The sequence below is a fragment of the Microbacterium sp. HA-8 genome (genome assembly GCF_046111165.1).
Classification (GTDB): domain Bacteria; phylum Actinomycetota; class Actinomycetes; order Actinomycetales; family Microbacteriaceae; genus Microbacterium.
Map to the genome: position 1 here is coordinate 3,379,378 of NZ_CP162025.1, position 24,704 is coordinate 3,404,081.

Consider the following 24,704-nt stretch of genomic DNA (forward strand, 5'->3'; position numbering starts at 1 on the left):
GGCGTCAGAACGACGTTGGGGCGTGCTGCAGCGCGCCCCAACGTCGTTCTGACGCCCCAACGCCGGAAAGGCGCGCGGGTCAGCGACCCTTGACCGTGCCGAAGAGCTTGGCGATCGGGGCGACGACGAGCGGGCGCGCCGCGACCCACCCGGCGACGATGACCGCGAGCGAGACGACGAAGATCCAGAACCCGGCCCAGTTGACAGCATCCGTCCCGCCGTACATGTGGTTGAGGTTGCGCAAGGCGCCGGTGGCGAAGACGAGCGCGACGTGCACGATGATGAACGCCACGAAGTAGAGCATCACCGGAAAGTGGATCGCGCGCGCCCACTCGACCGGGTAGAGACGGTTGAGCGTGTGCGCATCCTTGGGCCAGACGCCCGACATGCGCAGACCCGTGACCGTGGCGAGGGGTGCCGCGACGAACACGGTCGTGAAGTACGCCAGCTGTTGCAGCGAGTTGTAGTTGACCCAACCGTTCTCGGTCGGCCACTGCAGGGAGACATACTGCAGCGCGGCCGAGAGCGCGTTCGGAAACACCTCCCAGCTGGTGGGAACCAAGCGCACCCAGTGGCCGGTCGCGAAGAGCAGCACGACGAAGATCACCCCGTTGACCAGCCACAGCACATCGAGCGCCTGATGCAGCCACAGCGTCAGGCTGATGCGGCGTTTGCGATTGCCCTTCGGCGACCAGAACACCGCAGGCCGCTTCTCGGAGCGCACCTGCAGCCCGGTGCGGATGATCAGCACCATGAGGAAGACGTTGAAGAAGTGCTGCCACTGCACCCACGCCGGGAATCCCTCGGAGCTGCCCGCGGGCAGCGGGTACTCACCGGGGAAGGCGGCGAGGAACTCCCTCGTGACATCGAGGCTGATGAGCCACCGCGCCGCCGCGACCGCCATCGCGGCGCCGAAGAGCAGCGCGCCGCCGCCGAGAACGGTGGCGAGCGCCCACTGGGCACGGGTCAGTCCGCGGATGCGCCGCGGTGCTTGCCGCTCGAGATCGTGACCGGTGCGCGTGCGGGCGGCGGCGCCGGGCCAGACCGTGCGGGTGAAGGGCAGGGGGATGCTGAGGTCCGGGCCCGCGGCAGCCGCCACGGTGCCGGGGGCCGGGGCGGGGTCGGGCCGCGGGCTGGACGGGGTCGCGAGCGAGGGCGGGCTGACAGCATCCCACTCGATGGCGGTCGGTGCGGCCGGCGCGGAAGGCGGCGATGACGGAGCGGGGGCCGGCGCGGGCGGCGGCGATGCCGGAGCGGTGGCCGGGACGGGGGCCGGGCGGTCGGCCGTCGGCCAGGGCGCACCTCCGGGGGTGCGCGGCAGACCCCGACGGATGCCGCCGCTCTGGGTGTCCCGTATTTCGTCGCCTGCCGCCTGCTCAGGCGACGGAGATGGGGACACCGGCCTCGGTGCGGGGGCCTCGGCGGGGGCGGTGTCCCGTATTCCGTCGCCCGGAAGGCGGTCGGGCGACGGATTTCGGGACACTGTCAGCGGGGCGACATCGACATCGACATCGACATCGACATCGACATCGACATCGACATCGACATCCTCAGCACCAGCACCAGCACCAGCACCAGCACCAGCACGAGCACCAGCACCAGCACCAGCACCAGCACGAGCACCAGCACCAGCACCAGCACCAGCACCAGCGGCATCGACAGCGGCATCGACACCGGCATCGGCAGCTGCAACGACCGGCCAGGGATCACCGCCCGGCGTGCGGGGCAGACCTCGGCGCACGATCCTCGATTGCTCCTGCACGCGGCTACTTCTTCCGCGCGGCGAGCGCGTCGATCAGCTGCGGCACGACGGTGAACACGTCGCCGACGACCCCGAAGTCGGCGATCCCGAAGATCGGCGCGTCGGCGTCCTTGTTGATCGCGACGATCGTCTTGGCCGTCTGCATGCCCGCCTTGTGCTGGATCGCCCCCGATATTCCGAGCGCGACATACAGCTGCGGCGACACCGAGACCCCCGTCTGTCCGACCTGGTGCGAGGCGGGCACGTATCCCGCGTCGACCGCCGCCCGCGACGCGCCGACGGCAGCGCCCAGCGTATCGGCCAAATGCTCGACGAGCGCGAATCCCTCGGCCGAACCGAGTCCGCGCCCGCCCGAGACGACCCTGGCCGCCCCGCGCAGTTCGGGACGCGACGACGACCGCGCGACTTCGTCGAACGACTCGACGGATGCTGTCGCCCCCTCCCCGCGCGACACGTCGATCGTCTCGACCGCAAGCGACGCGGCGGCGGCGCGCTCCTGCACAGCGCCCTGGCGCACCGTGACCACGAGAGGGCCGAACGTGGCCGCGGAAACGACACTGTAGGCACCGCCGTAGACGGAATGGTGCGCGACGACACCCTCGGCGTCGTGGGAGAGACCCACGGCGTCGACGGCCAGCGCCGCGCCGGAGCGCGCCGCGTACCGACCGGCGACATCCCGCCCCTCCACGCTGTTCGAGATCAGCACCGCTGCCGGCGCGACCGCGCGCACCGCCGCGTCGACCGCGTCGACGATCGCCGTGCCGAGCGTGGCCTCGACGCCGGGCAGTTCGGCGACGATCACACGCTGCGCGCCCTGCGCCGCCGCGTCGGCGGCGGCGCCGTCGATCCGGGTGCCGGGTTCGGCGACGAGAAGGGCGACGGGCACGCCCACGACGGCCGCCGCCCCCAGGAGACCCGCCGCTGCCGGGGCGAGGGCGCCGGATCGCCGCAGCGGCAGGAGAACGAGAATCGGTCCGGTCACAGCATCCACCTCACAGCATCCACATCACACCAGCCGGTTCTCGACGAGGAACTCGGCGAGCCTCTCACCCGCATCACCCTCGTCGACGATGGTGAGCCCGGCCTGGCGCGGGGGCTTCTCCGTCACCGAGACGACGATCGAGGCGGGCAGGTCGACACCCGAGGTGTCGACGCCGAGATCCGCCGCGGTCCAGGTTTCGAAGGGTTTCTTCTTGGCCGCCATGATGCCCTTGAATGTGGGAAACCGAGGGTCCGGCAGCGCCTCGGTGATCGAGATCACGGCGGGCAGCGGCGCCGACACACGGGCGACCCCCTCGTCGTCGACACGATCGCCCGAGACGCGATCGCCGGCGATCGCGAGTGTGGTGAGCGCGGTCGCGTGCGGCACCGCGAGCAGTTCGGCGAGCATCGCCGGGAGGACACCCCCGGAGCCGTCCGTCGAGAGGTTGCCGGTGACGACGAGATCGAACCCCGTGCGCCTCAGCGCCGCCGCCAGCACACGCGCCGTGAGCCCGAGGTCGGCGCCCTGCAGGGCGTCGTCGGCGACCAGCACGGCGTCGTGCGCACCCATCGCGAGCGCCTTGCGCAGCGCGGTCACGGCCGAGGCCCGCCCCATGGACATCACCGAGACGGTCACCCCGTCGGTCGACTCCGCGTAGGCGAGCGCGGCCTCGAGCGCGCGCTCCCCGATCTCATCGAGCACCGCTTCGCCCCGGTCACGCTCCGCGAGGCCCGTCTCGAGCGACAGCGTGCGCTCCCCGTAGGTGTCCGGCACCTCTTTGACCAGAACGATGATCCTCATGCCGCGCTGCTCCTTCGCCTCGACGAGTCTATTGTCCGGCGCTTCGCGCGGCCCTCGGCCTCGGCTACCGTGGCCGAGAGGAAGGGAGCCGAGATGCCGCGTCGCGCGCCGTTGCGGGTCGACCCCATCGCCGAGGCCCGCCGCCAGTGGGTCGCGCACGGCTGGAGCGATGCCGCCGGGGGCATGTCGGCCGTCACGAGCGTGATCCGCGCGCAGCAGCTCATGCTCGCCCGCATCGACCAGGCGCTGCGGCCGTTCGATCTGACCTTCGCCCGTTTTGAGATGCTGCGTCTGCTCGCCTTCACCCGCGAGGGTCGCATCCCGATGTCGAGCGCGACGGCGCGACTGCAGCTGCACGCGACGAGCGTGACCCACACCGTCGGCCGTCTCGCCCGCGACGGCCTGGTCACGCGCGAGGCGCACCCCCGCGACGGCCGGGCGATGATGATCGTGCTGACGGATGCCGGAGCAACGCTGGTCGAGCGGGCGACGACCGCGCTCAACGAGGTGTTCTCCGACATCGGGCTGACCGAGGACGACACGGCGCAGCTGGTGGGCGTTCTCGCCCGGTTCCGGCGCGACGCGGGAGATTTCGCCGAATCCGCGCCCGTTCCCGAGCCGCTCTGAGCCGCGCGCCTCACCGGCCCTCGAACCTCGGCGCGCGCTTCTCCCGGAAGGCGGCCATGCCCTCCTTCTGGTCGTCCGTCGCGAAGAGCGCTCCGAACGCCTGCTTCTCGAACGCCAGCCCCTGCGCGAGCGGGGTCTCCAGCGCCGCGTCGAGCGCGGCCGTTGCGGCGTAGAGAGCGGGCAGCGACTTCTCGGCGATCCGCGCGGCGGTCTCGGCGGCAGCATCCCGCAGCTCGTCGGCCGGCACCACGCGCGAGACGAGACCCGCGCGCTCGGCCTCGTCGGCGCCGATCATGCGACCGGTGAGCACGAGGTCGGCCGCCTTGTAGGGGCCGATCGCGCGCACGAGGCGCTGCGTGCCGCCCATTCCCGGAATGACGCCGAGGGTGATCTCGGGCTGACCGAAGCGCGCCGAATCGGCGGCCAGGATGATGTCGCACATCATCGCCAGCTCGCAGCCGCCGCCCAGAGCGTACCCCGCGACGGCGGCGATCGTGGGGGTGCGGACGGTTGCGAACCGCGACCACGCGCCGAAGTGGTCGCCGGCGATCATCTGGGTCGCGTCCTGATCCTCCATCTCCTTGATGTCGGCGCCGGCGGCGAAGGCCTTGGCCGATCCGGTGATGACGATCGCCCCGATGCCGGGATCGGCGTCGAACCGCGTCGCCGCGTCGACGAGCTCGTGCATGAGCCTCGTGTTGAGGGCGTTGAGCGCTTCGGGGCGATCGAGAGTGATCCACCCCACCCGGCCGGTGGTCTCGACGATGATCGTGTCGTACCCGCTCATGTGCCCTCCTCGGCATGCGCGTCGCGGGCCGCACTCGAGCGCGCCCGGACGTCGTGGATGATTCCCGAGAAATCCTGCCCCGCCCCCTCCCCCTGCGCGAACTCTTTGTAGATGTCGCGCGCGGCAAGGCCCATCCGGGCGCCCACGCCGGTGCGTTCGATCGCCCGGACGGCGAGTCCCAGGTCCTTCGCCATCAGCGCTCCTGCGAAGCCCGGCGCGTAGTCGTGGTTGGCGGGGCTCGTGGGCACGGGCCCCGGCACGGGGCAGTTGGTCGTGAGCGCCCAGCACTGTCCCGACGCGTTCGAGGCGACCTCGAAGAGGGCCTGATGGGTGAGTCCCAGCCGCTCGCCGAGCACGAAGGCTTCGGCCACGGCGATCTGCGTGACCCCCAGGATCATGTTGTTGCACACCTTCGCGGCCTGGCCGAGGCCCGGACCTCCGCAGTGCACGATGCGTCGCCCCATGACCTCCAGCAGCGGCCGGGCCCGGGCGACGTCCTCCTCGGCCCCGCCGACCATGAACGCGAGGGTGCCGTTCTCGGCGCCGACGACACCACCCGACACGGGCGCATCGATGAAGCGATGGCCGGATGCCCGGGCCAGTGCGTGCGCGGCGCGGGCGTCGTCGACCGCGATGGTCGAGCAGTCGACGAACAGCGTGTGCGTCGGCGCCGCGGAGAGCAGCCCGCCGCGATACGCCTCCAGCACGTGCCGTCCCTCGGGGAACATCGTCAGCACGACGTCAGCCTCGCCCGCCGCGGCGGGGCCGTCTGCGGCGACCCGGAGCCCTGCCGCCGCAGCGGTAACGCGGGCCTCGCGCACGACGTCGTACGTCACGACCTCGGCGCCGGCCGCATCGAGTCTCTGCGCCATCGGCAGCCCCATGTGCCCGAGGCCGAGGACCGCGACCCGCGCGCCGTGGACGCCGTCCGTGGGTTCGGCGCTCATCTCGGCGCCCCCAGAATCTCGCGCCCGATGATGACCCGCATGATCTCGTTCGTGCCCTCGAGGATCTGGTGCACGCGCAGATCGCGCACGATCTTCTCGATGCCGTAGTCGCGCAGGTAGCCGTATCCACCGTGCAGCTGCAGCGCCTCGTTCGCGACCCGGAATCCCGCATCGGTGGCGTAGCGCTTGGCCATCGCGCACCGCATCACCGCATCGGCGCGCCCCTCATCCAACGCGGTCGCCGCCTCGGCGACGAGCGCCCGCGCGGCGGCGAGCTCGGTGGCCATGTCCGCGATCGTGAACGCCACGCTCTGTCGTTCGGCCAGCGGCTCGCCGAAGGTGAAGCGCTCGTGCACGTAGCGGATGGCCGCATCCATCGCCGCCTGCGCGCCGCCGATCGAACAGGCGGCGATGCCGAGGCGACCCGGATCGAGCGCGCCCATCGCGATGCGAAAGCCTTCGCCCTCGTCGCCGAGCCGGGCGGTGGCGGGAACCCGGACCTCGTCGAGCACGACCTGCCGGGTCGGCTGCGCGCGCCAGCCCATCTTCTCCTCTTCGGCCCCGAACGACAGACCGGGAGTGTCGGCGGGCACGACGAAGGCGGTCACCCCGCGGGCCCCCGCCTCGCCCGTGCGCGCCATCACGACGTAGACCGCCGCGACGCCCGCGCCCGAGATGAACTGCTTGACCCCCGTCAGCACGTACTCGTCGCCCGCGCGGATCGCCGAGGTCGTGATCGCCGCGGCATCCGATCCCGCCCCGGGCTCGGTCAGGCAGTAGGAGCCGAGCGCCGACATCTCGACCAGGCGCGGCAGCCAGGTCTGCCGCTGCTGCGCCGAACCGTGCCGATCGATCATGCCGGCGACCATGTTGTGGATCGAGATGTAGGCGGCGATCGTGGGATCGCCCTGCGCGAGCTCTTCGAAGATCACCGTCGATGCGCGTCGGCTGAGGGCCGTGCCGCCGACGTCCTCGGCGATGCAGATGCCACCGAGGCCGAGATCACCGGCGCGGCGCAGTGTCTCGACCGGAAAGCGGGCATCGGCATCCCACTGCGCGGCGTAGGGCTCGAGCTCCGTGCGCGCGAAGTCCTGCACCGCCTGGCGGATCGCTTCGAGCTCGTCGTCGTCCGCGGGGCTGTGGGCGGCCGCGGAAACGCTCATCGGGGTGGGCTGAGCGATGGTCATGTCGTCCTCCTCCGCGCCCTCGTCGGCGCGTACGGGATGCCGGACGTCGGCATCGACGCACGGCCAACGAAGTGCCGGGTGGGCACCGTGGATTTACATGGACATCCTACTAAATCCCCGGGGCCGCAAGGGATGCATGTGTGCGCATACGCCGTTCGCCTCGTGTTCACCCGGCTGACACCGGCGGTGGTTAGGCAGGACGAGGACGCATTCGCGCCCGCACCCACCACTCCTGACCCGAGGACACAGATGCCTTCGCATACCCCCTGGCGCCGCCGCGCGCTCGGTGCCGCGGTCGTCGCGTCGACGACGTGCGCGCTTGCACTCACGCCCGTCGCCGCAGCAACCGCCAACATCGTCGCCGACCCGATCACCTACTCGGCCGACGGCGCCGCCCTCTCGCTCTCGCCCCTCGGCACCTTCGAGACCGGGGTGTTCGACGAATCCGCCGCCGAGATCGTCGTCGCGCACGGCGACCGCCTGTTCGTCGTGAACGCGCAGGCCGGCGCGGTCGACGTGCTCGACTATTCCGACCCCACGGCGATCGCGAAGCTGTACTCGCTCGAGAGCAGCGGCGTGGCCAACTCCGTCGCGGTGCGCGCGGACGGCCTGGGCGTCATCGCCTTCGAGAACGAGACGAAGACGGATGCCGGCACCCTGGTGTTCTTCGACGCGAACGCGAACGAAGCCACGATCCTCGGCAGCGTCACCGTGGGGGCGCTGCCCGACATGGTCACGATCTCGGCCGACGGCGCGTACGCGGTCGTCGCGAACGAGGGCGAGCCGAGCGAGGCCTTCGACATCGATCCCGAGGGATCGATCGGCGTGGTCGCACTGCCGGGGCTCGGCACGGTCGCAGCCCCCACGCAGGATGCCGTGCGCATCGCCGGTTTCGGCGCGTACGAGGGCGAGAACCTGCCCGAGGGCGTGCGGGTGTTCGGGCCGAACGTGGGCGGCGACGACAGCACTCGCGTCTCGCGCAACCTCGAGCCCGAATACATCGTCACCGACGGCGGCACCGCCTACGCGGCGCTGCAGGAAGCCAACGCGATCGCCGAGATCGACCTCGCGACCGCCACGGTGACCGACCTGTGGTCGCTGGGCTTCACCGACCACGGTGTCGAGGCGCTCGACCCGAGCGACCGCGACCCCGAGGGTGAGCCCTCGTTCAGCCTCCGCACCTTCGAGGGCCTGAACGGCATCTACATGCCCGACGGCATGGCCTCCTACACCGCGGGTGGGCAGACCTACCTCGTCACCGCGAACGAGGGCGACGCCCGCGAGTGGGGCGAGTACGTCGAGGGCGCTCGTGTGAAGGACCTCGGCGAGGACGGGCTGCTGCCCGTCTGTGAGACGAGCCCGCTGGCCGGCTACACCGGAGACGCCGACCTCGGCCGCCTCAACGTCACGACCGAGAACGGGCTCAGCGAGGCGGGCGACTGCTACGAGGAGCTCTACGCCTTCGGCGGCCGGTCCTTCTCGATCTGGACCACCTCCGGCGAGCGCGTGTTCGACTCCGGCTCCTCGTTCGAAGAGGTGACGCACGCCGCGGCGCCCGAGTTCTTCAACTCCAACCACTCGGAGTCGAACCTCGAGGGCCGCTCCGACGACAAGGGCCCCGAGCCCGAGACGGTCGCGATCGGCGAGCTGAGCGGGCGCACCTACGCCTTCATCGGATTCGAGCGGGTCGGCGGCATCGCCGCCTATGACATCACCGATCCGGCAGCATCCGAGTTCGTCACCTACATCAACAACCGCGACTTCGCGGTCTCGGTCGAAGACGGCGGCGAGCTGGCGGCGGCCGGAGACCTCGGCCCCGAGAGCATCGCGTTCATCGCCGCCGAGGACTCGGCCACGGGCGAGTCGCTGCTCGCGGTGGGCAACGAGGTGTCGGGCACGACGACCCTGTTCGCGATCGAGGACGCCCTGGCGCCCGAGCTCACCGACATCCAGGTGCTGACGATCAACGACTTCCACGGTCGCATCGAGGCCAACTTCGGAAACGGCGAAGCGGGAGCTGCGGTCATCGCCGGGGCGGTCGACGCGTTCGAGGCCGACAACCCGAACACGCTGTTCGTATCGGCCGGTGACAACATCGGCGCGTCGACGTTCACGTCGTTCATCCAGCAGGACAACCCCACGATCGACGCGCTCGTGGCCGCGGGCCTCGACCTGGCCGCCGTGGGCAACCACGAGTTCGACGCCGGCTTCGACGACCTGACCGACCGGGTGCTGCCCCGCTACGGCGACATCGCGTTCGGCCTCGGCGCGAACGTCTACCTCGAGGGCACCGACACCCCGGCGCTCGAGGAGTACGTGGTCGAAGAGGTCGACGGCGTACGCGTGGCCTTCATCGGCGTCGTCACCCCCGACACCGCCGGCATGGTCACGCCGACCGGAATCGCCGACATCTCCTTCGGCGACCAGCTCGAGGCGGCCGACCGCGTCGCCGCCGAGATCGTCGAGGGGGATGCTGCCGACGTGATCGTGCTGCTCACCCACGACGGCGCGGCCACCGAGGACTGCACGACGATCGCCTCGGGTGACTCGGACTACGCGGCGCTCGTGAACGGCGCCTCGGCCGACATCGACGCGATCGTCTCGGGTCACACGCACCAGTCGTACGCGTGCGAGGTGCCCGTCGACGGCGTCGCGGGCACGGAGCGTCCGGTGATCCAGGCGCACCAGTACGGCACGACACTCGGCAAGCTCGACATCTCGGTCGACTCCGAGACGCTCGAGCTCGTCTCGATCGACGCGTCGCTCGTGCCGCTCGTCGGCGACGACGAGATGCCGCTGTTCGAGGCCGACCCGACGGTGCAGGCCATCGTCGACGAGGCCGCGGCCGTGGCCGAGGAGGAGGGCGCCGTAGAGGTCGGAGCAATCAGCGCCGACATCCTGCGCGGTGGCACGCCTCCCGGAGACGACCGGGGCGTCGAGTCCACGCTCGGCAACCTCGTCGCCGACATGTACCTCTGGGCGACGTCGAACGACGACTACGCGGGCGAGCCCGCCGTCATCGGCATCATGAACCCGGGCGGTCTGCGCGCCGACCTGCTCTACGGCGAGGACGGCACGATGACCTATCGCGACGTCGCCAACGTGCAGCCGTTCGCGAACACGCTCGTCACCGTGACCCTTACGGGTGCGCAGCTGAAGCAGGTGCTCGAGGAGCAGTGGCAGCCCGCGGGCTCGTCGCGCCCCAAGCTGCACCTCGGTGTCTCGGAGGGATTCACCTACGAGTACGACGAGGCGGCAGCATCCGGTTCGCGCATCCTGTCGATGTCGCTCGATGGCACGCCCATCGCCGCGGGTGATGAGGTCACGGTCGTGACCAACTCGTTCCTGGCCGCGGGTGGCGACAACTTCGTCACCTTCGCCGCGGGCACCGACCGCACCGACACCGGCCAGGTCGACCTGTCGGCGTCGGTGGCGTACTTCGAGGAGTTCGAGGTCGTCGACCCCGCACCCCTCGGCCGCGCGGTCGCCGCGACCACCCCGTCGCCTTCGCCCTCGCCTTCGCTGCCCTCGACCGGCACGGACTGGGCACAGGTGAGCGTCGGCTCGGGCCAGGTCGAGCAGGGCGGGACGCTGAACGTGACGGTCTCGGGCCTCGAGCCCGGTCAGGTCATCGGCGCGACGCTCTACAGCGACCCGATCGTCATCTCGGGCATCCCCGCCGCCGACGCGACGGGCCGGGTATCGTTCGCGGTGCAGATCCCGGCGAACCTGCCGCTCGGCGCGCACACGCTCGAGATCACGTCGGCGGGCCTCGAACCGATTCGCATCGGCGTGACCGTCGTGGCCGAGGGTCAGCTCGCGGTCACCGGCTCGCAGCTGCCGCTGGGGCTCGCCCTCGGCGGGGCGTTCCTGCTCGTCGCCGGCGGGCTGCTGTTCGCACTGCGGCGCCGGGGCTCGCTCGTCGAGTAACCCGCGTGCACGCACTGCGGCCCCCGGCGTTCGCGTCGGGGGCCGCAGTGCGTGCGCTGGCGGCGCCGATGGGGCGGCGGGCGGACCCGGGGGGCCGGGCTCGCGATGCTCAGCTGTCGCAAAATGCGGGTCCGCCACATCCACACCCGCAACAGGCGACAGGCGAGCACCGAGGGACGCACCCCCACCGAACCCCCGGCGTTCAGCTGTCGCAAAATGCGGGTCCGCCACGCTCACACCCGCAACAAGCGACAGTCGAGCACCACGCATGCACCGAGTCGGGCAGCCACACCGGCGGCCTCACCGCACCGCGGGATGCTGCGCTACAGCCGCTCGATGAGCGTCGCGTTCGCGAGCCCGCCGCCCTCGCACATCGTCTGCAGGCCGAGGCGTCCGCCGCTGTGCTCGAGCCGCGCGAGCAGCGTCCCGAGAAGGCGCGTACCGGACGACCCGAGTGCGTGCCCGAGGGCGATGGCGCCTCCCCAGGAGTTGAGACGCGCAGCATCCGCCCCCACGTCCGCGGCCCACGCGAGCGGCACCGATGCGAACGCCTCGTTGACCTCGAAGGCATCGATGTCGCCGATCGAAAGGCCGGCGCGGTGCAGGATGCGGCGGGTCGCGGGGATCGGGCCGGTCAGCATCATGAGCGGGTCATCACCGACGACGGCGAACGAGTGGAACCGGGCGCGCGGGCGCAGCCCGAGGCTCGCGGCGACGTCGTCGCCCATGATCAGCACCGCGGACGCGCCGTCGGTGAGCGGCGAGGACGAACCCGCGGTGATACGCCAGTCGAGGTCGGGGAAGCGCTCCGCCATGGCGTCGGTGCGGAACGCGGACGGCAGCGCCGCGAGGGCATCGACGGTCGTGGCGGGGCGAACCGTCTCGTCGGCCGCGACGACTCCCGCGGGGGTGGGGACGGGGATGACCTGAGTGTCGAAGAGGCCATGGGCGACAGCATCCGCCGCCCTCGCGTGCGACCCGGCGGCGTAGACGTCGAGCATCTCGCGGGAAAGATCCCAGCGATCGGCGATCAACTCGGCCGAGACGCCCTGGTTCACGAGGCCCTCGGGATACCGCTCGCGCAAGGTCGGCGACATCGGCGACCCCTCCGCCGTCGACGAGCCGAGCGGCACGCGGCTCATCGACTCGACGCCGCCCGCGATGACGATGTCGTACGCCCGCGAGATCACCCCCTGCGCTGCGAAGTGCGCCGCCTGCTGACTCGACCCGCACTGCCTGTCGACGCTTGTGGCGGGCACCGACTCGTCGAACCCCGCGGCGAGGGTCGCCTGCCGCGCGATGTTCATGCCCTGCTCGCCGACCTGGCTGACACAGCCCAGGATCACGTCGTCGATCTGCCGCGACTCGAGTCCGTTGCGCTCGAGGAGGGCGCGCAGGGTCAAGGCGGCGAGATCGACGGGGTGTACGGCGCTGAGCGCTCCGCCGGGTTTGCCACGCCCCGAGGGGGTGCGGACGACGTCGACGATGACGGCTGATCGCATGCGACCAGGCTACGCCGGGGTTGGCAGCTCAATACGGCGACGTCTGCACGAGCGGTGGGGCTGATGATGATTCGTGATGCAGGTGCGACCCTCCCACCCGACTCGGTCGTGCACACGTCGCCCCGCAGGCCCTTACGCGCCGGGAACATGCCTCTCGTCGGGCCCGACGTACTCCGACAGCGGCCGGATCAGGGCATTGGATGCTGTCTGCTCCATGATGTGGGCCGTCCAGCCGGTCACCCGCGCGGCCACGAACAGCGGCGTGAAGATCTCGGTGTCGAAGCCCATCAGCCGGTAGGCCGGCCCCGACGGATAGTCCAGGTTCGGGTGGATGCCCTTGCGCGCGACGAAGTCCGCCTCGAGCGTGTCGTAGAGCGCCGCCATCTGGGCGGCCCCGTAGTGCTCGACGAGCGTGTCGAGCGCGGCCTTCATGGTCGGCACGCGCGAGTCGCCGCTCTTGTAGACGCGGTGGCCGAAGCCCATGATCTTGCGCTTGTCCGCCAACGCGTCATCGAGCCAGGCCGACACGGCGCCGGCCTCGCCGATCTCGTCGAAGATGTGCATGACGGCCTCGTTCGCCCCGCCGTGCAACGGTCCCTTGAGCGCCCCGATCGCGCCGACCACCGCCGAGTGGAGGTCGGCCATCGTCGAGGTGATCACGCGCGCGGTGAAGGTCGAGGCGTTGAACGAGTGCTCGGCGTAGAGGATCATCGACACGTCGAAGGCGCGGGCGACCACCTCGTGCGGCTCCTCACCGAAGGTCATCCACAAGAAGTTCCGGGAGTAGTCGAGGTCGTCGCGCGGCTCGATCGCCTCCTTGCCCCAGCGGCGACGCTGATCGTACGCGACCGCCGCCGGAAGCGCCGCGAACAGGCGCACGCTCTTGCGCTGATCGGCCTCCGGCGAGGAGTCGGATGCCTCGGCATCCCGTGCCCCGAGCACCGAGACGGCCGTGCGGACGACATCCATGGGATGCGCCGACAGCGGGGTCAGATCGATCGCGGCGCGGACGGCGGGGTCGAGCGACCGATGCGCCCGCTCCTCGGCGCGGAAGGCCTCGAGCTGCTCCGCCGTCGGCAGCTCACCGTGCCAGAGCAAGTACGCGACCGCCTCGAAGGGCTGCGTCGCGGCGAGCTCCTGCACGGGATACCCCCGGTAGAGCAGGCTGTTCGTCTCGGGGTTGACCTTACTGACGGCCGTCGTGTCGACGACGACACCGGCCAGGCCCTTCCTGATGTCGGTCGTTTCGGTCATGCCTGCTCCCTTGCTGGAGTTTTGATGTCCCACTTTCTGTCGCTCTGGCGACGCCAAGGCGACAGAAAGTGGGACATGGGTACACACATCTACACGGTGGGGCGGTGCGTCTGGAGTCGGGTCGTGGCGTGCGGGCCTCAGCGCCGTACCTCGAAGTCGAAGACGTTCTGATCGAACCGGCCGTAGCCGGCGTAGTCGATGAGGTCGTACAGGTCGGCACGGTGCTGCATCTGTCCCAGCCTGCCCGAGAGATGGCCCTGGGCCAACAGCTCGTCGAGGCCGCGTTCGGCCGCCCCCATCGCCAGGCGCAGCAGCGACACCGGCCAGATCACGATGTTGACCCCGACGTCCCGCAGCTGATCGACCGAGAACAGCTCGCTCTTGCCGAACTCCGTCATGTTGGCGAGCATCGGCACGTCGATCGCGGCGCGCATCGCGGCGAACTCCTCGAGCGAGCGCATCGCCTCGGGGAAGATCGCATCGGCCCCGGCGTCCACGAGGGCCCGCGCACGATCGGTGGCGGCATCCATGCCCTCGACGGCACGGATGTCGGTGCGCGCCATGATGAGGAGGTTCGGGTCTCTGCGGGCCTCGACGGCGGCCCGCACGCGTTTGAGGGCGGTCGACTCGTCGACCACGGCCTTGCCGTCGAGGTGTCCGCAGCGCTTGGGGTTCACCTGGTCCTCGATGTGCAGGCCAGACAGCCCCGCATCCTCGAGCACGTGCACGGTGCGGGCGACGTTCATCGGCTCGCCGAACCCGGTGTCGGCGTCGATGAGCGCGGGCAGCTCGGTCATCGCCGCGATCTGCGCGCCGCGTGCAGCGACCTCGGTGAGGGTGGTGAGCCCGATGTCGGGCAGGCCCAGGTCGGCCGAAAGCACCGCCCCCGAGATGTAGACCCCCTCGAAACCCTTGCGCTCGATCAGCCGCGCCGACAGCGGATTGAACGCGCCGGGCAGCCGCAGCAGTTCGCCCGATGCGAGCCGCTCGCGAAAGAGCCGGCGCTTCTCGGATGCCGGGGTCTGCGCGTACAGCATCAGAACAGGCCCTTGGGGGCGGGTGCCGCAGCCAGCACGCCGGGCTTCGCGGTGATCGTGAGCTGCGCGAGCTCCTCAGCCGACAGCTCGGGCAGCCGCTCGGCGAGCGCCACGAAGCGGTCGATCTCCGCGGGCTCGAGCACGGGCTCTGCGAGCAGGCGGAACTTCGCGATGTAGTCCGCTCGCGCGAACGGCCGCGCACCCAGCGGATGCGCGTCGGCGACGGCGATCTCGTCCTCGATCACGGCGCCGTCGGTCAGCGTGATGACCACGCGTCCCCCGAACGCCTTCTCGGCCGGGTCGGTCGAGTGATAGCGGCGCGTCCACTCCTGATCCTCCGCCGTCGTGATCCTGCGCCAGAGCGCGACGGTGTCGGGGCGGCCCGCACGCTCCGGCGTGTAGGAGTCGACGTGGTGCCACCCGCCGTCCTGCAGCGCGACGGCGAAGATGTACGGGATCGAGTGGTCGAGCGTCTCACGGGATGCCGTCGGATCGTACTTCTGCGGATCATTCGCGCCCGAGCCGATCACGACGTGGGTGTGGTGCGAGGTGTGCAGCACGATCGAGGCGACCTTCGCCGGGTCGACGATCGCGGGGTGCCGGCCGTGCAGCCTGCGCGCGAGGTCGATCCACGCCTGCGCCTGATACTCGGCCGAATGCTCCTTCGTGTAGGAATCCAGAATCGCCCGCTTGGTCTCCCCCGGCCCCGGAAGCGGCACCTCGTACGCGGCATCGGGTCCATCCAGCATCCACGCGATGACACCGTCCTCGCCCTCGTAGATCGGCGCGGGCGAGGTCTCGCCGCGCATCGCCCGGTCGACGGCCTCGACCGCCATCTTGCCGGCGAACGCGGGGGCGTGCGCCTTCCACGTCGAGATCTCGCCCTTGCGCGACTGCCGCGTCGCGGTGGTCGTGTGCAGCGCCTGCCCGACAGCCTGGTAGACGGTCTCGGTGTCGAGGCCCAGCAGGGTGCCGACGCCCGCAGCCGCCGAAGGGCCGAGGTGCGCGACGTGGTCGATCTTGTGCTTGTGCAGGCAGATCGCGCGCACGAGGTCGATCTGGATCTCGTACCCGGTCGCGAGCGCCCGCACGAGCGCCGCGCCGTCGGCGCCGACGTGCTGCGCGACCGCGACGATCGGCGGGATGTTGTCGCCCGGGTGCGAGTAGTCCGCCGCGAGGAAGGTGTCGTGGTAATCGAGTTCGCGCACCGCGACGCCGTTCGCCCAGGCTGCCCACTCGGGCGACGTCCGCCGCCCGGGGTCGACGCCGAACACCGTCGCGCCGCGCCCGCCGATCGAGACGGGGTGATCGAGCGCCTGTGCCCGTGCCGCCGAGACGGGCGCGCGCGTGAGGGATGCCGCGGCCACGGCCGCGTTGTCGATGACTCGGTTGATGATCATGTCGACGACATCGGGCTCGACATCCACGGGATCGGTGGCGACCTCGGCGATGCGCCACGCGAGCTGGCCCTCGCGCGGCAGGTACTCGTCGCTGCGGTGCACGCGCAGGTGGTGGCTGATGGTCATGGGGTTCCTTCCGCGAGGGAGACGAGGATGCTCTCGAGAGCGTTGTGCAGGTGCACATGCGTGGCGTGGGCGGCGAGGTCGCCGTCGCGTCGTGCGAGTGCGTGGGCGATGAGCCGGTGCTCCCCGACCGACGCGGCGAGCCGCTCGGGTTTGTCGCGGGCCAGCCGGCGCACGCGGACGAGGTGGGTGCGCACGGTGCGCAGCGCCTGGGCGAGGTAGTCGTTGGCGACCGCGGCGTCGACCGCGGCGTCGAAGCGCGCGATGAGCGCGTAGTACGCGTCGTGGGCCGTCGCACCCTCGAGCGCGCCGGCCGCGGTGGTGAACTCCCACTCGAGCACGGCGAACGCGTCGGCATCGCCGCGCTGCGCCGCGATGCGGGCGGCGGTCTCTTCGAGGGCGCGGCGCACCTCGAACAGGGCGCGGATGTCGTCGGCATCGATCGCCGTGACGACGGTGACCCGCGGAGACTGCTGCACGACGAGCCCGTCGGCGGCGAGCCTGCTCAGCGCCGCGCGCAGCGGCGTGCGGCTCACCCCGAGCCGGGCGGACTGCTCGGTCTCGGCCAGCACGGCGCCGGCGGGCAGGGCCCCGCTCTGGATCTCGTCGAGGAGGGAGCGGTAGGCGCGATCGCTCTGGCGCACAGCATCCCCCTTCGCATCACCGACACCGTTATGTATACATAATGACAGATCCCTCCGCCGCGCGGCGATCTTCGCGCCTTGAACGCATACACATCGCGCCCTCTACCGCGCGCCGCGCCCCGGGCGTAGCCTGCCCGGCATGACCAGTGTCATCCTCACGCGCGCCCTCGAGAAGCGCTACGGCCGCACGCGCGCCCTCGACGGCCTCGACCTCGACGTCGCCACCGGCGAGGTGCACGGCTTTCTGGGGCCCAACGGCGCGGGCAAGTCGACGACGATCCGCGTGCTGCTGGGTCTTGCGCGGGCGTCGGGCGGAACAGCATCCGTCTTCGGCGCCGACCCCTGGCGCCGCGCGGTCGACCTGCACCGGCGCATCGCATACGTTCCCGGCGACGTGAGCCTGTGGCCGAACCTCACCGGGGGCGAGGCGATCGACCTGCTCGCGCGGCTGCGGGGTGCGCACCGCGGGGATGCCGCGTATACGGCCGAGAAGACACGGCTGCTCGAGGCGTTCACCCTGGACCCGCGCAAGAAGGGGCGCGCGTACTCGAAGGGCAACCGACAGAAGGTGGCGCTCGTCGCCGCGTTCGCCGTGCCCGCCGACCTGTACATCCTCGACGAGCCGACGAGCGGCCTCGATCCGCTCATGTCGGTGGTGTTCCATCGCGAGCTCGCGCGGGCGCGTGATGCCGGAGCGACGGCGCTGCTGTCGAGCCATGTGCTCTCGGAGGTCGAGCAGCTCTGCGATCGCGTCAGCATCATCCGCGCGGGGCGCGTCGTCGAATCGGGCACACTCGAGCAGCTGCGGCACCTGACCCGCACACAGGTGTCGTTCGACGACGACGGCGGGGATGCTGCCGGTCTCGCCCGCATCGCGGGCGTGCACGGTGTGCGCTCGGTGCACGGCAGGGTCACGCTCGCGGTCGACAGCGATCGGGTGACGCTCGTGCTCCCCGACCTGGCGCGCCGCGATGTGCGCGGGCTGCGGATCGAGCCGCCCTCGCTCGAGGAGCTGTTCCTGCGCCACTACGGCGACGATCTCGATGCGGGGGCGGGGGCGGCCACGGGAGCCGGCACGGGGGCGGCGCCGTGACCGCCATCGCGCCCCTGCTGCGGCAGCGTCTGCGGCGCGACGCCCTGCAGCTGATCCTGTGGATCGGCACGATCACGGCGCTCACGTTCGGTGCGTTCGCGGGCATCGCCGACACCTTCGGCACCGAGCAGGAGCGCGCGGGGCTGGTCGCCGTCGCACTCGCGAACCCCGTCATCCTCGTCTTCCGCGGGCTGCCCTCGGGCACTGGCGAGGGGGCGTTCCTGATCTTCCTGATCCTGCCCTTCCTGATCCTCCTGGTGGCGTTCATGGCGTCCTTCCTCGCCGTGCGCCACACCCGGGCAGATGAGGAGACCGGCCGCACCGAGCTGGTCGGTGCGACCCCCGCGGGTCGGTGGGCGCCGTTCTGGGCGACCATCGCGCACGGCACGCTCGCGTGCGTCGCGGCCGGTGCGGTCGCCGCGGTCGCCCTCGTCGCATCGGGGCAGGACGCCGCGGGATCCGCGCTCGCCGGCGCCGCCCTCGCCGGATCGGGCGTCGTTTTCCTCGGCGTCGGCCTCCTCGCGGCGCAGCTCGTGCGTTCGGCGCGGGCGGCCAACTCGATCGCGGTGCTCATCATCGTCGGATCCTTCGTCCTCGCCGGCGTCGGCAACGCGCTCGGCACCCCGAGCGATGACCTCACCCGCATGGAGAGTTCGTGGCTCGCCTGGCTCTCGCCCTTCGCCTGGGCCGAGAACGTCCGGCCTCTCAGCGACGACGACCCGCTCCCGCTGCTGCTGTGCACGGGCGCGTTCGTCGTGTTCGCCGCCGCCGCGGCGCTCATCCAGGCCCGGCGCGACATCGGCGAGGGTGCCCTGCCCGAGCGAGCAGGGCGCGCGAACGCGGGACGGACGCTGTCGTCGACCCCCGGGCTGGTGTGGCGCCTGAGCGCCGGATCGATCCTCGCGTGGGCGCTCGGTGCCACCGTCGTGGGCGCTCTCTCCGCCACCCTCGGTGGCCTCGTCGAGCAGGTCGGCACCGACAACCCGCAGATCGCCGCGATCCTCGAACGTCTGGCGGCGGAGGGATCCATGGATCAGGGCGTGCTCGTCACCTTCTTCGTGATGGTCGGGGTGCTCGCGGCGTGTTTCGGCGTGCAAACGATCATGCGCGCGCGGCAGGAGGAGACCCACGGCACCGCCGAGCCCACCCTGGCCACCCCGCTCGCCCGTGCGGCCTGGCTCGGTGCGTTCCTCCTCGTCGCGGTCGTCGGCATCCTCGTGATCTGCGCGGCCGCTGTCGGGGCCGCGGCGCTGGCGATCACCGCGACAGCGGGCGAACCGAGCCTGGCCACCGATGCGGTCGTGGTCGGCGCGGGACAGGCGGTGGCAGCATCCGTCTTCGTCGCCGCCGCCGCGGTCGTGTTCGTGCTCGTGCCGCGTGCGACGATCCCCCTCGGCTGGGGCATCGTCATCGCCGCCGCGGCGCTCGCTCTGTTCGGCACGATCTTCGGCCTGCCCACCGAGATCATCGCGATCTCCCCGTTCGCCGCGACGCCCGTGCCGGCACCCGACGCCGTCGACCCGAACGGGCTGTGGTGGATGCTGCCCTCCGCGGCCGCGGGAGCCGCAGCATCCCTCGCCCTGATGCGCCGCCGCGAGCTCGCGACCGGCGGCTGACGGCGGGCCCGCGGCCCGGCGCCGTGCGGCCGGCGCCGTGCGGCCGGCGCCGTGCGCCCGGCGCCGGTGCCCGGCCGCCGGGCGCCCGGCGAACCCACATTTTTGCAGCGAAACCCCATCCGACGCGTGGTGGCTCGCTGCAAAAATGTGGGTTCGACCCGGTGGGCGCCGCCGGGACGGGGCGCCGCCGGGACGGGGCGCCGCCGGGACGGCGCGCCGCCGGGACGGGGCCCCCCGGGGCGGCGGCCGGGGCGAGGCCCGACCCACGTGGACGCCCCGCCCCGGCGTCAGCGGCGGCGCAGCGCCCCGCGCAGCGCGCGCAGCAGCAACAGCAGCCCGCCGAGGCCCATGAGGCTGCCGAGGAACCCGAAGGCCGGCACATCGCCCGTGACGAGAGGGCCGCCGTCGTCGACGGCGAGCAGGACGCCGGCGATGACAAGAGTGACCCCGACGACCGTGGATGACACGCGCGAGGTGATCGAGTCGATCCACGATCGCTCACCCTCGCTCTCGAACACGCGCAGCCGCATCGAGAACGAGCCGTCCTCGAGCGATCTGGTCACGGCCTCGAGCCGTCGCGGCATGCGGCGGGCCTGTTCGATCGCGAGCGCCGACCACGTCTGCGCGGTGAGAGCGGCACCGCGCGGCGACACGAGGGAGAGCGCGACACGCGGCGCGACGTCGAGGGCCCGGGCGGCCATGTCGTAGTCGGGCACGAGCTTGCGCAACGTGCCCTCGAGCGATGCCAGCGTGCGGAACACCAGCAGCAGCGAGGGCGGCAGGGCCATGCGGTTCCGGCGGAGCACGTCGAGCAGCATCCGGAACACGTTGCCGTCGGCGTGAGAGTTGCGCATGCGGGTGAGGATGACGCCGATGTCACGCTGCAGCAGGGCGACATCGGCGTCGCCGGCCGGCGGGCCGCACATCAGCAGCGCCACATCGGTCACGGCGACATCGTCTTCGTTCGCCATGCCGATCAGCATCGGCAGCAGCAGCCGGCGCATGCTCGACTCGAGCACACCCACGGCGCCGAAGTCGATCAGCGTGACGGTGCCGTCGGGATCCAGCATGAGATTGCCGGGGTGCAGGTCGGCGTGGAAGACACCGCGCACCGCGATCTGGTCCATGACAGCATCCAGGAGGGCATCGGCGATGCGCTGCGCCTCATCCGCCGGCAGGGCATCGTGCGCGAGACGGCTGAACGGGGTTCCCGTCACCCGCTCCTGAACCAGCATCTGGGGGGTCGAGAACTCCGCGAACACCCGCGGCACCCGCAGCAGCCTCTGACCCGATGCCGACACCGCCGAGCGCAGCATCTCGGTGTTCGACGCCTCGATGCGGTAGTCGAGCTCCTCGCGCAGGGCGCGCGCGAACTCGTCGACGAGCGCGCGCGCCCCGTAGTCCTTCGCCCAGTCGGTGCGGCGTTCGCCCTCGATCGCGAGCCGCTCGAGGATGTCGAGGTCGGTCGTCACCTGCGAGCGCGCGCGGGGCCGCTGGATCTTCACGACGACCTCCTCGCCGCCCATGAGCCGCGCGGTGTGCACCTGAGCGACGGATGCTGCGGCCAGCGGCTGCGGATCGATCTCGGCGAAGACCTCCTCGATCGGGCGGTGCAGCTGCGCCTGGATCGCGCTCCGGGCCTCGGGCCAGGGGATCGGCGTCGAATCCATCTGAAGGGTCGAGAAGGCCTCGATCAGGGCGGGCGGCAGCACATCCTCGCGCGAGGAGAGCACCTGCCCGAGCTTGACGAAGGTGACGCCCGCGTCGTTCATGGCGGCCACGAGCGCCGCGGGAAGCCGGTCGTCATCGCCCCGGCGGCGGCTCTCGTAGAAGCCGATCCCGTGGCGCGAGCCGATCGCGAGGATCTGCACGTACCGGCGCGCCCGATCACGCCGGCGGATCGCATCGCGCACGACGCGCACAGGGTTCCGCATGCCGTGCGAGGGCCAGAGGAACTCGAAGGTCAGCACCACGATCACGGCCGCCGCGAAGATCCACCCGACCGTCAACGCGAGGAAGGCCGCGGCGACACCGTCGTCGACGATGATGCGGCCGCCGACCAGGACGTCGGCGGCCGTGAGCGACCGCGACGCGACGGGCAGCGCCAGCACGAACACCGCGACCGAGGTCACGACCGCCCGCACCCAGCCCACCGCGACATCCAGCAGCCGGCGGATCACCCACGCCGAGACGAGGGCGAACACGAGGGCGGCGAGCGCGACGAGGACCCAGTGCGGCATGCGCCGATTCTGTCAGGCCCGGCGGCGGGGCGCGCCTCCGATGCCGCCCCGGCATCCCGCGCAGCGTCGCGCCGGCATCAACCGCACGTTGGGGCGTTGAAACCACGTTGGGGCGTGCTGCTCCGCGCCCCAACGTGATTCTGACGCCCCAACGCGGATAGGAGCGGGGCGGGATGCTGTCGCTCACGCCCCCGCGGCTCCTACGCACCCGCGGCACGCGGGCACCCCGCGGCGCTCAGGCGTCGGCGGCGGCGCGCTCGTCGTCCTCGGTGGCGACGAGCTGGCCGCACGCGCCGTCGATCTCCTTGCCGCGCGTGTCGCGGAGCGTCGTCGGGATCCCTGCCGCGTTGAGCCGGCGCACGAACTCGTTCTGCACGTCACGCTCGGACGCGGTCCAGATCGAGCCGGGCGTCGGGTTCAGCGGGATCGGATTGACATGCACCCAGCCGCGGCCGCGCGCGTTGAGCTTCTCCGCGAGCAGATCGGCGCGCCAGCCGTGATCGTTCATGTCCTTGATCAGGGCGTATTCGATGGAGACACGGCGCCCGGTCTTCTCGAAGTAGGTGCGTGCAGCATCCAGTGCCTCATCGACCTTCCAGCGCGAGTTGACCGGGATCAGCTCGTCGCGCAGCAGGTCGTCGGGGGCGTGCAGCGAGAGGGCGAAGGTGACCGGCAGGTCTTCGTTCGCGAGCTTCGTGATCGCCGGCACGAGTCCGACGGTCGACACGGTGATGCCGCGGGCGCTCATGCCGAGCCCCTCGGGCTGCTTCGCGACCATCACGCGCACGGCCTGCATGACGCGCGCGTAGTTGGCCAGGGGCTCGCCCATTCCCATGAACACGATGTTCGACACGCGCTCGAGCGAGTGGTCGGTGCTCTTCTTGCCGCCCAGCTCCCCCGCGGCGATGACGGCGTTGGCTCGCACGATCTGGTCGACGATCTCGGCCGCCGACATGTTGCGCGTGAGGCCCGCCTGTCCCGTCGCGCAGAAGGGGCAGTTCATGCCGCACCCTGCCTGGCTCGACACGCACAGCGTGATGCGGCCCGGATAGCGCATGAGAACGGATTCGACGAGGGCGCCGTCATGCAGCTTCCACAGGAACTTGATCGTGTCGCCCCCGTCGGTCTGCAGCCGACGCACCTCGGTCAGCAGCGGCGGCAGGAGACCGGCGACCAGCTCTTCGCGCCCCGCGGCCGGAAGGTCGGTCATGTCGGCGGGATCGGCGGTGTAGTGGGTGAAGTAGTGCGCGGCGATCTGCTTGGCGCGGAACCCGGGCAGCCCGAGCTCGGTGGCTTTCGCCACGCGCTCGGCGGGGGACATATCGGCCAGATGCACGGGAGGCTTGCCGCGTTTCGGAGAAGCGAACTGCAGCAGCGGCCGGCCCTCGGCATCCTTCTTCTGCGACCACCCCTCCGTCGTGGGGCGCACCTGACGCGGTTTTGTCGTGCGCACGGCGGGGGTGTCAGTCATACCTCCCAGGGTAGCCGCGCCGCCGCGGCACTACAGTGTGCCGGATGAGCGATGTCACACCCGACGCCCGGTACCTCGCGGTCCCGCCCGCCCGCGACCGCCCGGAGCCGACCCGATGACCGACGTGCGGATCCGCGCCATCGAGCCCGGCGATGCGGGCGAGGTGCTGACCCTCCAGCGCGCGGCCTTCGTGCAGGAGGCCCTGATCTACGGCACGCCGCACATGCCGCCGCTCACGCAGACTCTCGACGAGGTGGAGGCCGAGCTGGTCGAGAACGAGGGATGCGTCGCGCACATCGGCACGCGAATGGTCGGTGCCGTGCGGGGCCGCGTCGACGGCGCCCTGCTGCTGATCGGACGCCTGGCGATCGCACCCGATGTCCAGGGCGCGGGCATCGGCTCGCGGCTGCTCGCGGCCGTCGAGGCCCGCGGTCGCGCGGCGGGCTGCCGCGAGGCCGAACTGTTCACCGGGTCGCTCAGCGAGGCGAATCTGCGCCTCTACGAACGCGAGGGCTACGCCGAGTCCGAGCGGGTGCCCGGCGACGACGGCATCGAGCAGGTGTTCCTGCGCAAGTCCATCGCCTGAGGCCTCAGGGGGTGGATGCCGCCGCCAGCAGCCGCTCCAACGCCTCGACCGCGGGACGCTGGCCCTTGACGAGCAGCGTGCGGGCCTCGCCGAGGGGCACCCACCGCGCGTCGTCGACCTCGGGGAAGCGCTGCATGCGCCCCGAACGCGGCGGCCACTCGAGGTCGAACTCGCCGAAGGTCAGGTGCGGCGGGTCGAACCCTGCGCCGTCGGCGACGAACACCACAATGCGTTTGCCCGAGGAGTACACGAACGTGCCGAGTTCGGCATGGTCGAGCTCGGGCGGGGCGATGCCGAGCTCTTCGGCGAACTCGCGACGCGCAGCGTCCCGTGCCGTTTCGGTGTCGGGATCGTATTCGCCCTTGGGGATCGTCCAGGCGCCCTCGCGCTTGGAGGTCCAGAACGGGCCGCCCATATGGGCGAGGAAGACCTCGGCCGCGTCCGCGCCGTTCGGGCCGAGTCGATACAGCAGGATTCCCGCGCTCATCACCGGCATGCGGCGATGGTAGCCGCCTCGCGCGGTCAACATTCCGGAAACAGTGTCGCCCAGCGGCACGATCAGGTCCGGAATTCTGCGGGCACCGCACACGATGGCCGCCGTCGCTCCGGAATGTTGACCGATTTCGCCGCGTGACCCACCCGCCACCCGGCCCGCTCCGGTCAGCCGGGCGCGGCCCGCTTCCGCCCCGCGCCCGGCACCGTTCCCAGCCCAGCT

The 24,704-nt window shown here is 71.3% G+C and carries 20 protein-coding genes; 5 read left to right on the forward strand and 15 right to left on the reverse strand.

Features of this window, described 5'->3' with window-relative positions; translation table 11 throughout:
• Nucleotides 1-79: 79 nt before the first annotated feature.
• From AB2L57_RS16145 to AB2L57_RS16160, 4 genes are all read right to left on the reverse strand, one after another.
• Entirely contained in the window at nucleotides 80-1,399 is a 1,320-nt protein-coding gene (locus AB2L57_RS16145) for a cytochrome b/b6 domain-containing protein (protein WP_409047560.1), read from the reverse strand.
• An 86-nt stretch (nucleotides 1,400-1,485) separates the two neighbouring features.
• Nucleotides 1,486-1,680 carry a hypothetical protein gene (locus AB2L57_RS16150; protein ID WP_409047561.1) on the reverse strand — a complete coding sequence of 65 codons (195 nt, stop codon included), beginning with the start codon at nucleotides 1,678-1,680 and terminating at the stop codon, nucleotides 1,486-1,488.
• 86 nt (nucleotides 1,681-1,766) lie between these two features.
• Nucleotides 1,767-2,753, reverse strand: coding sequence for an electron transfer flavoprotein subunit alpha/FixB family protein (locus AB2L57_RS16155; RefSeq protein ID WP_409047562.1), 987 nt, complete (start codon nucleotides 2,751-2,753; stop codon nucleotides 1,767-1,769).
• Between the two features lie 15 nt (nucleotides 2,754-2,768).
• Nucleotides 2,769-3,545: an electron transfer flavoprotein subunit beta/FixA family protein gene (locus AB2L57_RS16160; RefSeq protein ID WP_409047563.1), complete on the reverse strand. Its 777-nt coding sequence runs from the start codon at nucleotides 3,543-3,545 to the stop codon at nucleotides 2,769-2,771.
• A 93-nt stretch (nucleotides 3,546-3,638) separates the two neighbouring features.
• Between AB2L57_RS16160 and AB2L57_RS16165 the strand changes: the two genes are divergently transcribed.
• A complete protein-coding gene (locus tag AB2L57_RS16165) occupies nucleotides 3,639-4,172 on the forward strand; it encodes a MarR family winged helix-turn-helix transcriptional regulator (RefSeq protein WP_409047564.1) in 534 nt (177 codons plus the stop codon).
• Nucleotides 4,173-4,182: 10 nt separating this feature from the next.
• On the opposite strand, the gene AB2L57_RS16170 is transcribed toward AB2L57_RS16165, so the two are convergent.
• Genes AB2L57_RS16170 through AB2L57_RS16180 form a run of 3 tightly spaced genes read right to left on the reverse strand, consistent with a single transcriptional unit; the run spans nucleotide 4,183 to nucleotide 7,069 of the window.
• A complete protein-coding gene (locus AB2L57_RS16170) occupies nucleotides 4,183-4,959 on the reverse strand; it encodes an enoyl-CoA hydratase-related protein (protein WP_409047565.1) in 777 nt (258 codons plus the stop codon).
• A complete protein-coding gene (gene mmsB / locus AB2L57_RS16175) occupies nucleotides 4,956-5,906 on the reverse strand; it encodes a 3-hydroxyisobutyrate dehydrogenase (protein WP_409047566.1) in 951 nt (316 codons plus the stop codon). Before mmsB ends, AB2L57_RS16170 begins: the two co-directional genes overlap by 4 nt.
• Nucleotides 5,903-7,069: an acyl-CoA dehydrogenase family protein gene (locus AB2L57_RS16180; RefSeq protein ID WP_409048640.1), complete on the reverse strand. Its 1,167-nt coding sequence runs from the start codon at nucleotides 7,067-7,069 to the stop codon at nucleotides 5,903-5,905. The genes mmsB and AB2L57_RS16180 overlap by 4 nt, the downstream gene beginning before the upstream one ends.
• Before the next feature lie 273 nt (nucleotides 7,070-7,342).
• On the opposite strand from AB2L57_RS16180, the gene AB2L57_RS16185 reads away from it, so the two are divergent.
• On the forward strand, nucleotides 7,343-11,023 hold the full coding sequence (locus tag AB2L57_RS16185; protein ID WP_409047567.1) for a choice-of-anchor I family protein: 3,681 nt from the start codon (nucleotides 7,343-7,345) through the stop codon (nucleotides 11,021-11,023).
• 323 nt (nucleotides 11,024-11,346) lie between these two features.
• Here AB2L57_RS16185 and AB2L57_RS16190 read toward each other — a convergent pair whose 3' ends face one another.
• The 5 genes from AB2L57_RS16190 to AB2L57_RS16210 form a co-directional block, all read right to left on the reverse strand.
• Nucleotides 11,347-12,525, reverse strand: a complete 1,179-nt coding sequence (locus AB2L57_RS16190; protein WP_409047568.1) for a thiolase family protein — start codon at nucleotides 12,523-12,525, stop codon at nucleotides 11,347-11,349.
• A gap of 132 nt (nucleotides 12,526-12,657) precedes the next feature.
• A complete protein-coding gene (locus AB2L57_RS16195) occupies nucleotides 12,658-13,779 on the reverse strand; it encodes a bifunctional 2-methylcitrate synthase/citrate synthase (protein WP_409047569.1) in 1,122 nt (373 codons plus the stop codon).
• A gap of 137 nt (nucleotides 13,780-13,916) precedes the next feature.
• Complete coding sequence (prpB, locus tag AB2L57_RS16200; protein ID WP_409047570.1) at nucleotides 13,917-14,816, reverse strand: methylisocitrate lyase; 900 nt, start codon at nucleotides 14,814-14,816, stop codon at nucleotides 13,917-13,919.
• The gene (locus tag AB2L57_RS16205) at nucleotides 14,816-16,342 is read right to left on the reverse strand and encodes an MmgE/PrpD family protein (protein ID WP_409047571.1); all 1,527 of its coding nucleotides are present in this window, start codon (nucleotides 16,340-16,342) and stop codon (nucleotides 14,816-14,818) included. The genes prpB and AB2L57_RS16205 overlap by 1 nt, the downstream gene beginning before the upstream one ends.
• A complete protein-coding gene (locus tag AB2L57_RS16210; RefSeq protein ID WP_292812321.1) occupies nucleotides 16,339-16,983 on the reverse strand; it encodes a GntR family transcriptional regulator in 645 nt (214 codons plus the stop codon). The genes AB2L57_RS16205 and AB2L57_RS16210 overlap by 4 nt, the downstream gene beginning before the upstream one ends.
• A gap of 139 nt (nucleotides 16,984-17,122) precedes the next feature.
• On the opposite strand from AB2L57_RS16210, the gene AB2L57_RS16215 reads away from it, so the two are divergent.
• Both AB2L57_RS16215 and AB2L57_RS16220 read left to right on the forward strand, forming a co-directional pair.
• Nucleotides 17,123-18,076, forward strand: a complete 954-nt coding sequence (locus AB2L57_RS16215; RefSeq protein ID WP_292812324.1) for an ABC transporter ATP-binding protein — start codon at nucleotides 17,123-17,125, stop codon at nucleotides 18,074-18,076.
• Complete coding sequence (locus AB2L57_RS16220) at nucleotides 18,073-19,692, forward strand: ABC transporter permease (protein WP_292812327.1); 1,620 nt, start codon at nucleotides 18,073-18,075, stop codon at nucleotides 19,690-19,692. The genes AB2L57_RS16215 and AB2L57_RS16220 overlap by 4 nt, the downstream gene beginning before the upstream one ends.
• Before the next feature lie 287 nt (nucleotides 19,693-19,979).
• Here the strand turns inward: AB2L57_RS16220 and AB2L57_RS16225 are convergent, their stop codons facing one another.
• Both AB2L57_RS16225 and rlmN read right to left on the reverse strand, forming a co-directional pair.
• Nucleotides 19,980-21,932 carry an AarF/ABC1/UbiB kinase family protein gene (locus tag AB2L57_RS16225; RefSeq protein WP_292812329.1) on the reverse strand — a complete coding sequence of 651 codons (1,953 nt, stop codon included), beginning with the start codon at nucleotides 21,930-21,932 and terminating at the stop codon, nucleotides 19,980-19,982.
• A 235-nt stretch (nucleotides 21,933-22,167) separates the two neighbouring features.
• A complete protein-coding gene (rlmN, locus tag AB2L57_RS16230) occupies nucleotides 22,168-23,403 on the reverse strand; it encodes a 23S rRNA (adenine(2503)-C(2))-methyltransferase RlmN (protein WP_292812331.1) in 1,236 nt (411 codons plus the stop codon).
• A 115-nt stretch (nucleotides 23,404-23,518) separates the two neighbouring features.
• On the opposite strand from rlmN, the gene AB2L57_RS16235 reads away from it, so the two are divergent.
• Nucleotides 23,519-23,989 (forward strand): GNAT family N-acetyltransferase, encoded by a 471-nt coding sequence (locus AB2L57_RS16235; RefSeq protein WP_292812334.1) that lies wholly within the window; start codon nucleotides 23,519-23,521, stop codon nucleotides 23,987-23,989.
• Between the two features lie 4 nt (nucleotides 23,990-23,993).
• Here the strand turns inward: AB2L57_RS16235 and AB2L57_RS16240 are convergent, their stop codons facing one another.
• The gene (locus tag AB2L57_RS16240; protein WP_292812336.1) at nucleotides 23,994-24,485 is read right to left on the reverse strand and encodes an NUDIX domain-containing protein; all 492 of its coding nucleotides are present in this window, start codon (nucleotides 24,483-24,485) and stop codon (nucleotides 23,994-23,996) included.
• Between the last annotated feature and the right edge of the window lie 219 nt (nucleotides 24,486-24,704).

Bases quoted from the DNA above. Each gene is read 5' to 3' on its own strand.
- AB2L57_RS16170 (WP_409047565.1), bottom strand. From the start codon at position 4,959: ATGAGCGGGTACGACACGATCATCGTCGAGACCACCGGCCGGGTGGGG.
- AB2L57_RS16240 (WP_292812336.1), bottom strand. From the start codon at position 24,485: ATGCCGGTGATGAGCGCGGGAATCCTGCTGTATCGACTCGGCCCGAAC.
- AB2L57_RS16225 (WP_292812329.1), bottom strand. From the start codon at position 21,932: ATGCCGCACTGGGTCCTCGTCGCGCTCGCCGCCCTCGTGTTCGCCCTC.
- AB2L57_RS16160 (WP_409047563.1), bottom strand. From the start codon at position 3,545: ATGAGGATCATCGTTCTGGTCAAAGAGGTGCCGGACACCTACGGGGAG.
- rlmN (WP_292812331.1), bottom strand. From the start codon at position 23,403: ATGACTGACACCCCCGCCGTGCGCACGACAAAACCGCGTCAGGTGCGC.
- AB2L57_RS16150 (WP_409047561.1), bottom strand. From the start codon at position 1,680: ATGCCGGTGTCGATGCCGCTGTCGATGCCGCTGGTGCTGGTGCTGGTG.
- AB2L57_RS16205 (WP_409047571.1), bottom strand. From the start codon at position 16,342: ATGACCATCAGCCACCACCTGCGCGTGCACCGCAGCGACGAGTACCTG.
- AB2L57_RS16215 (WP_292812324.1), top strand. From the start codon at position 17,123: ATGACCAGTGTCATCCTCACGCGCGCCCTCGAGAAGCGCTACGGCCGC.
- AB2L57_RS16235 (WP_292812334.1), top strand. From the start codon at position 23,519: ATGACCGACGTGCGGATCCGCGCCATCGAGCCCGGCGATGCGGGCGAG.
- AB2L57_RS16190 (WP_409047568.1), bottom strand. From the start codon at position 12,525: ATGCGATCAGCCGTCATCGTCGACGTCGTCCGCACCCCCTCGGGGCGT.
- mmsB (WP_409047566.1), bottom strand. From the start codon at position 5,906: ATGAGCGCCGAACCCACGGACGGCGTCCACGGCGCGCGGGTCGCGGTC.
- prpB (WP_409047570.1), bottom strand. From the start codon at position 14,816: ATGCTGTACGCGCAGACCCCGGCATCCGAGAAGCGCCGGCTCTTTCGC.
- AB2L57_RS16185 (WP_409047567.1), top strand. From the start codon at position 7,343: ATGCCTTCGCATACCCCCTGGCGCCGCCGCGCGCTCGGTGCCGCGGTC.
- AB2L57_RS16165 (WP_409047564.1), top strand. From the start codon at position 3,639: ATGCCGCGTCGCGCGCCGTTGCGGGTCGACCCCATCGCCGAGGCCCGC.
- AB2L57_RS16180 (WP_409048640.1), bottom strand. From the start codon at position 7,069: ATGAGCGTTTCCGCGGCCGCCCACAGCCCCGCGGACGACGACGAGCTC.
- AB2L57_RS16195 (WP_409047569.1), bottom strand. From the start codon at position 13,779: ATGACCGAAACGACCGACATCAGGAAGGGCCTGGCCGGTGTCGTCGTC.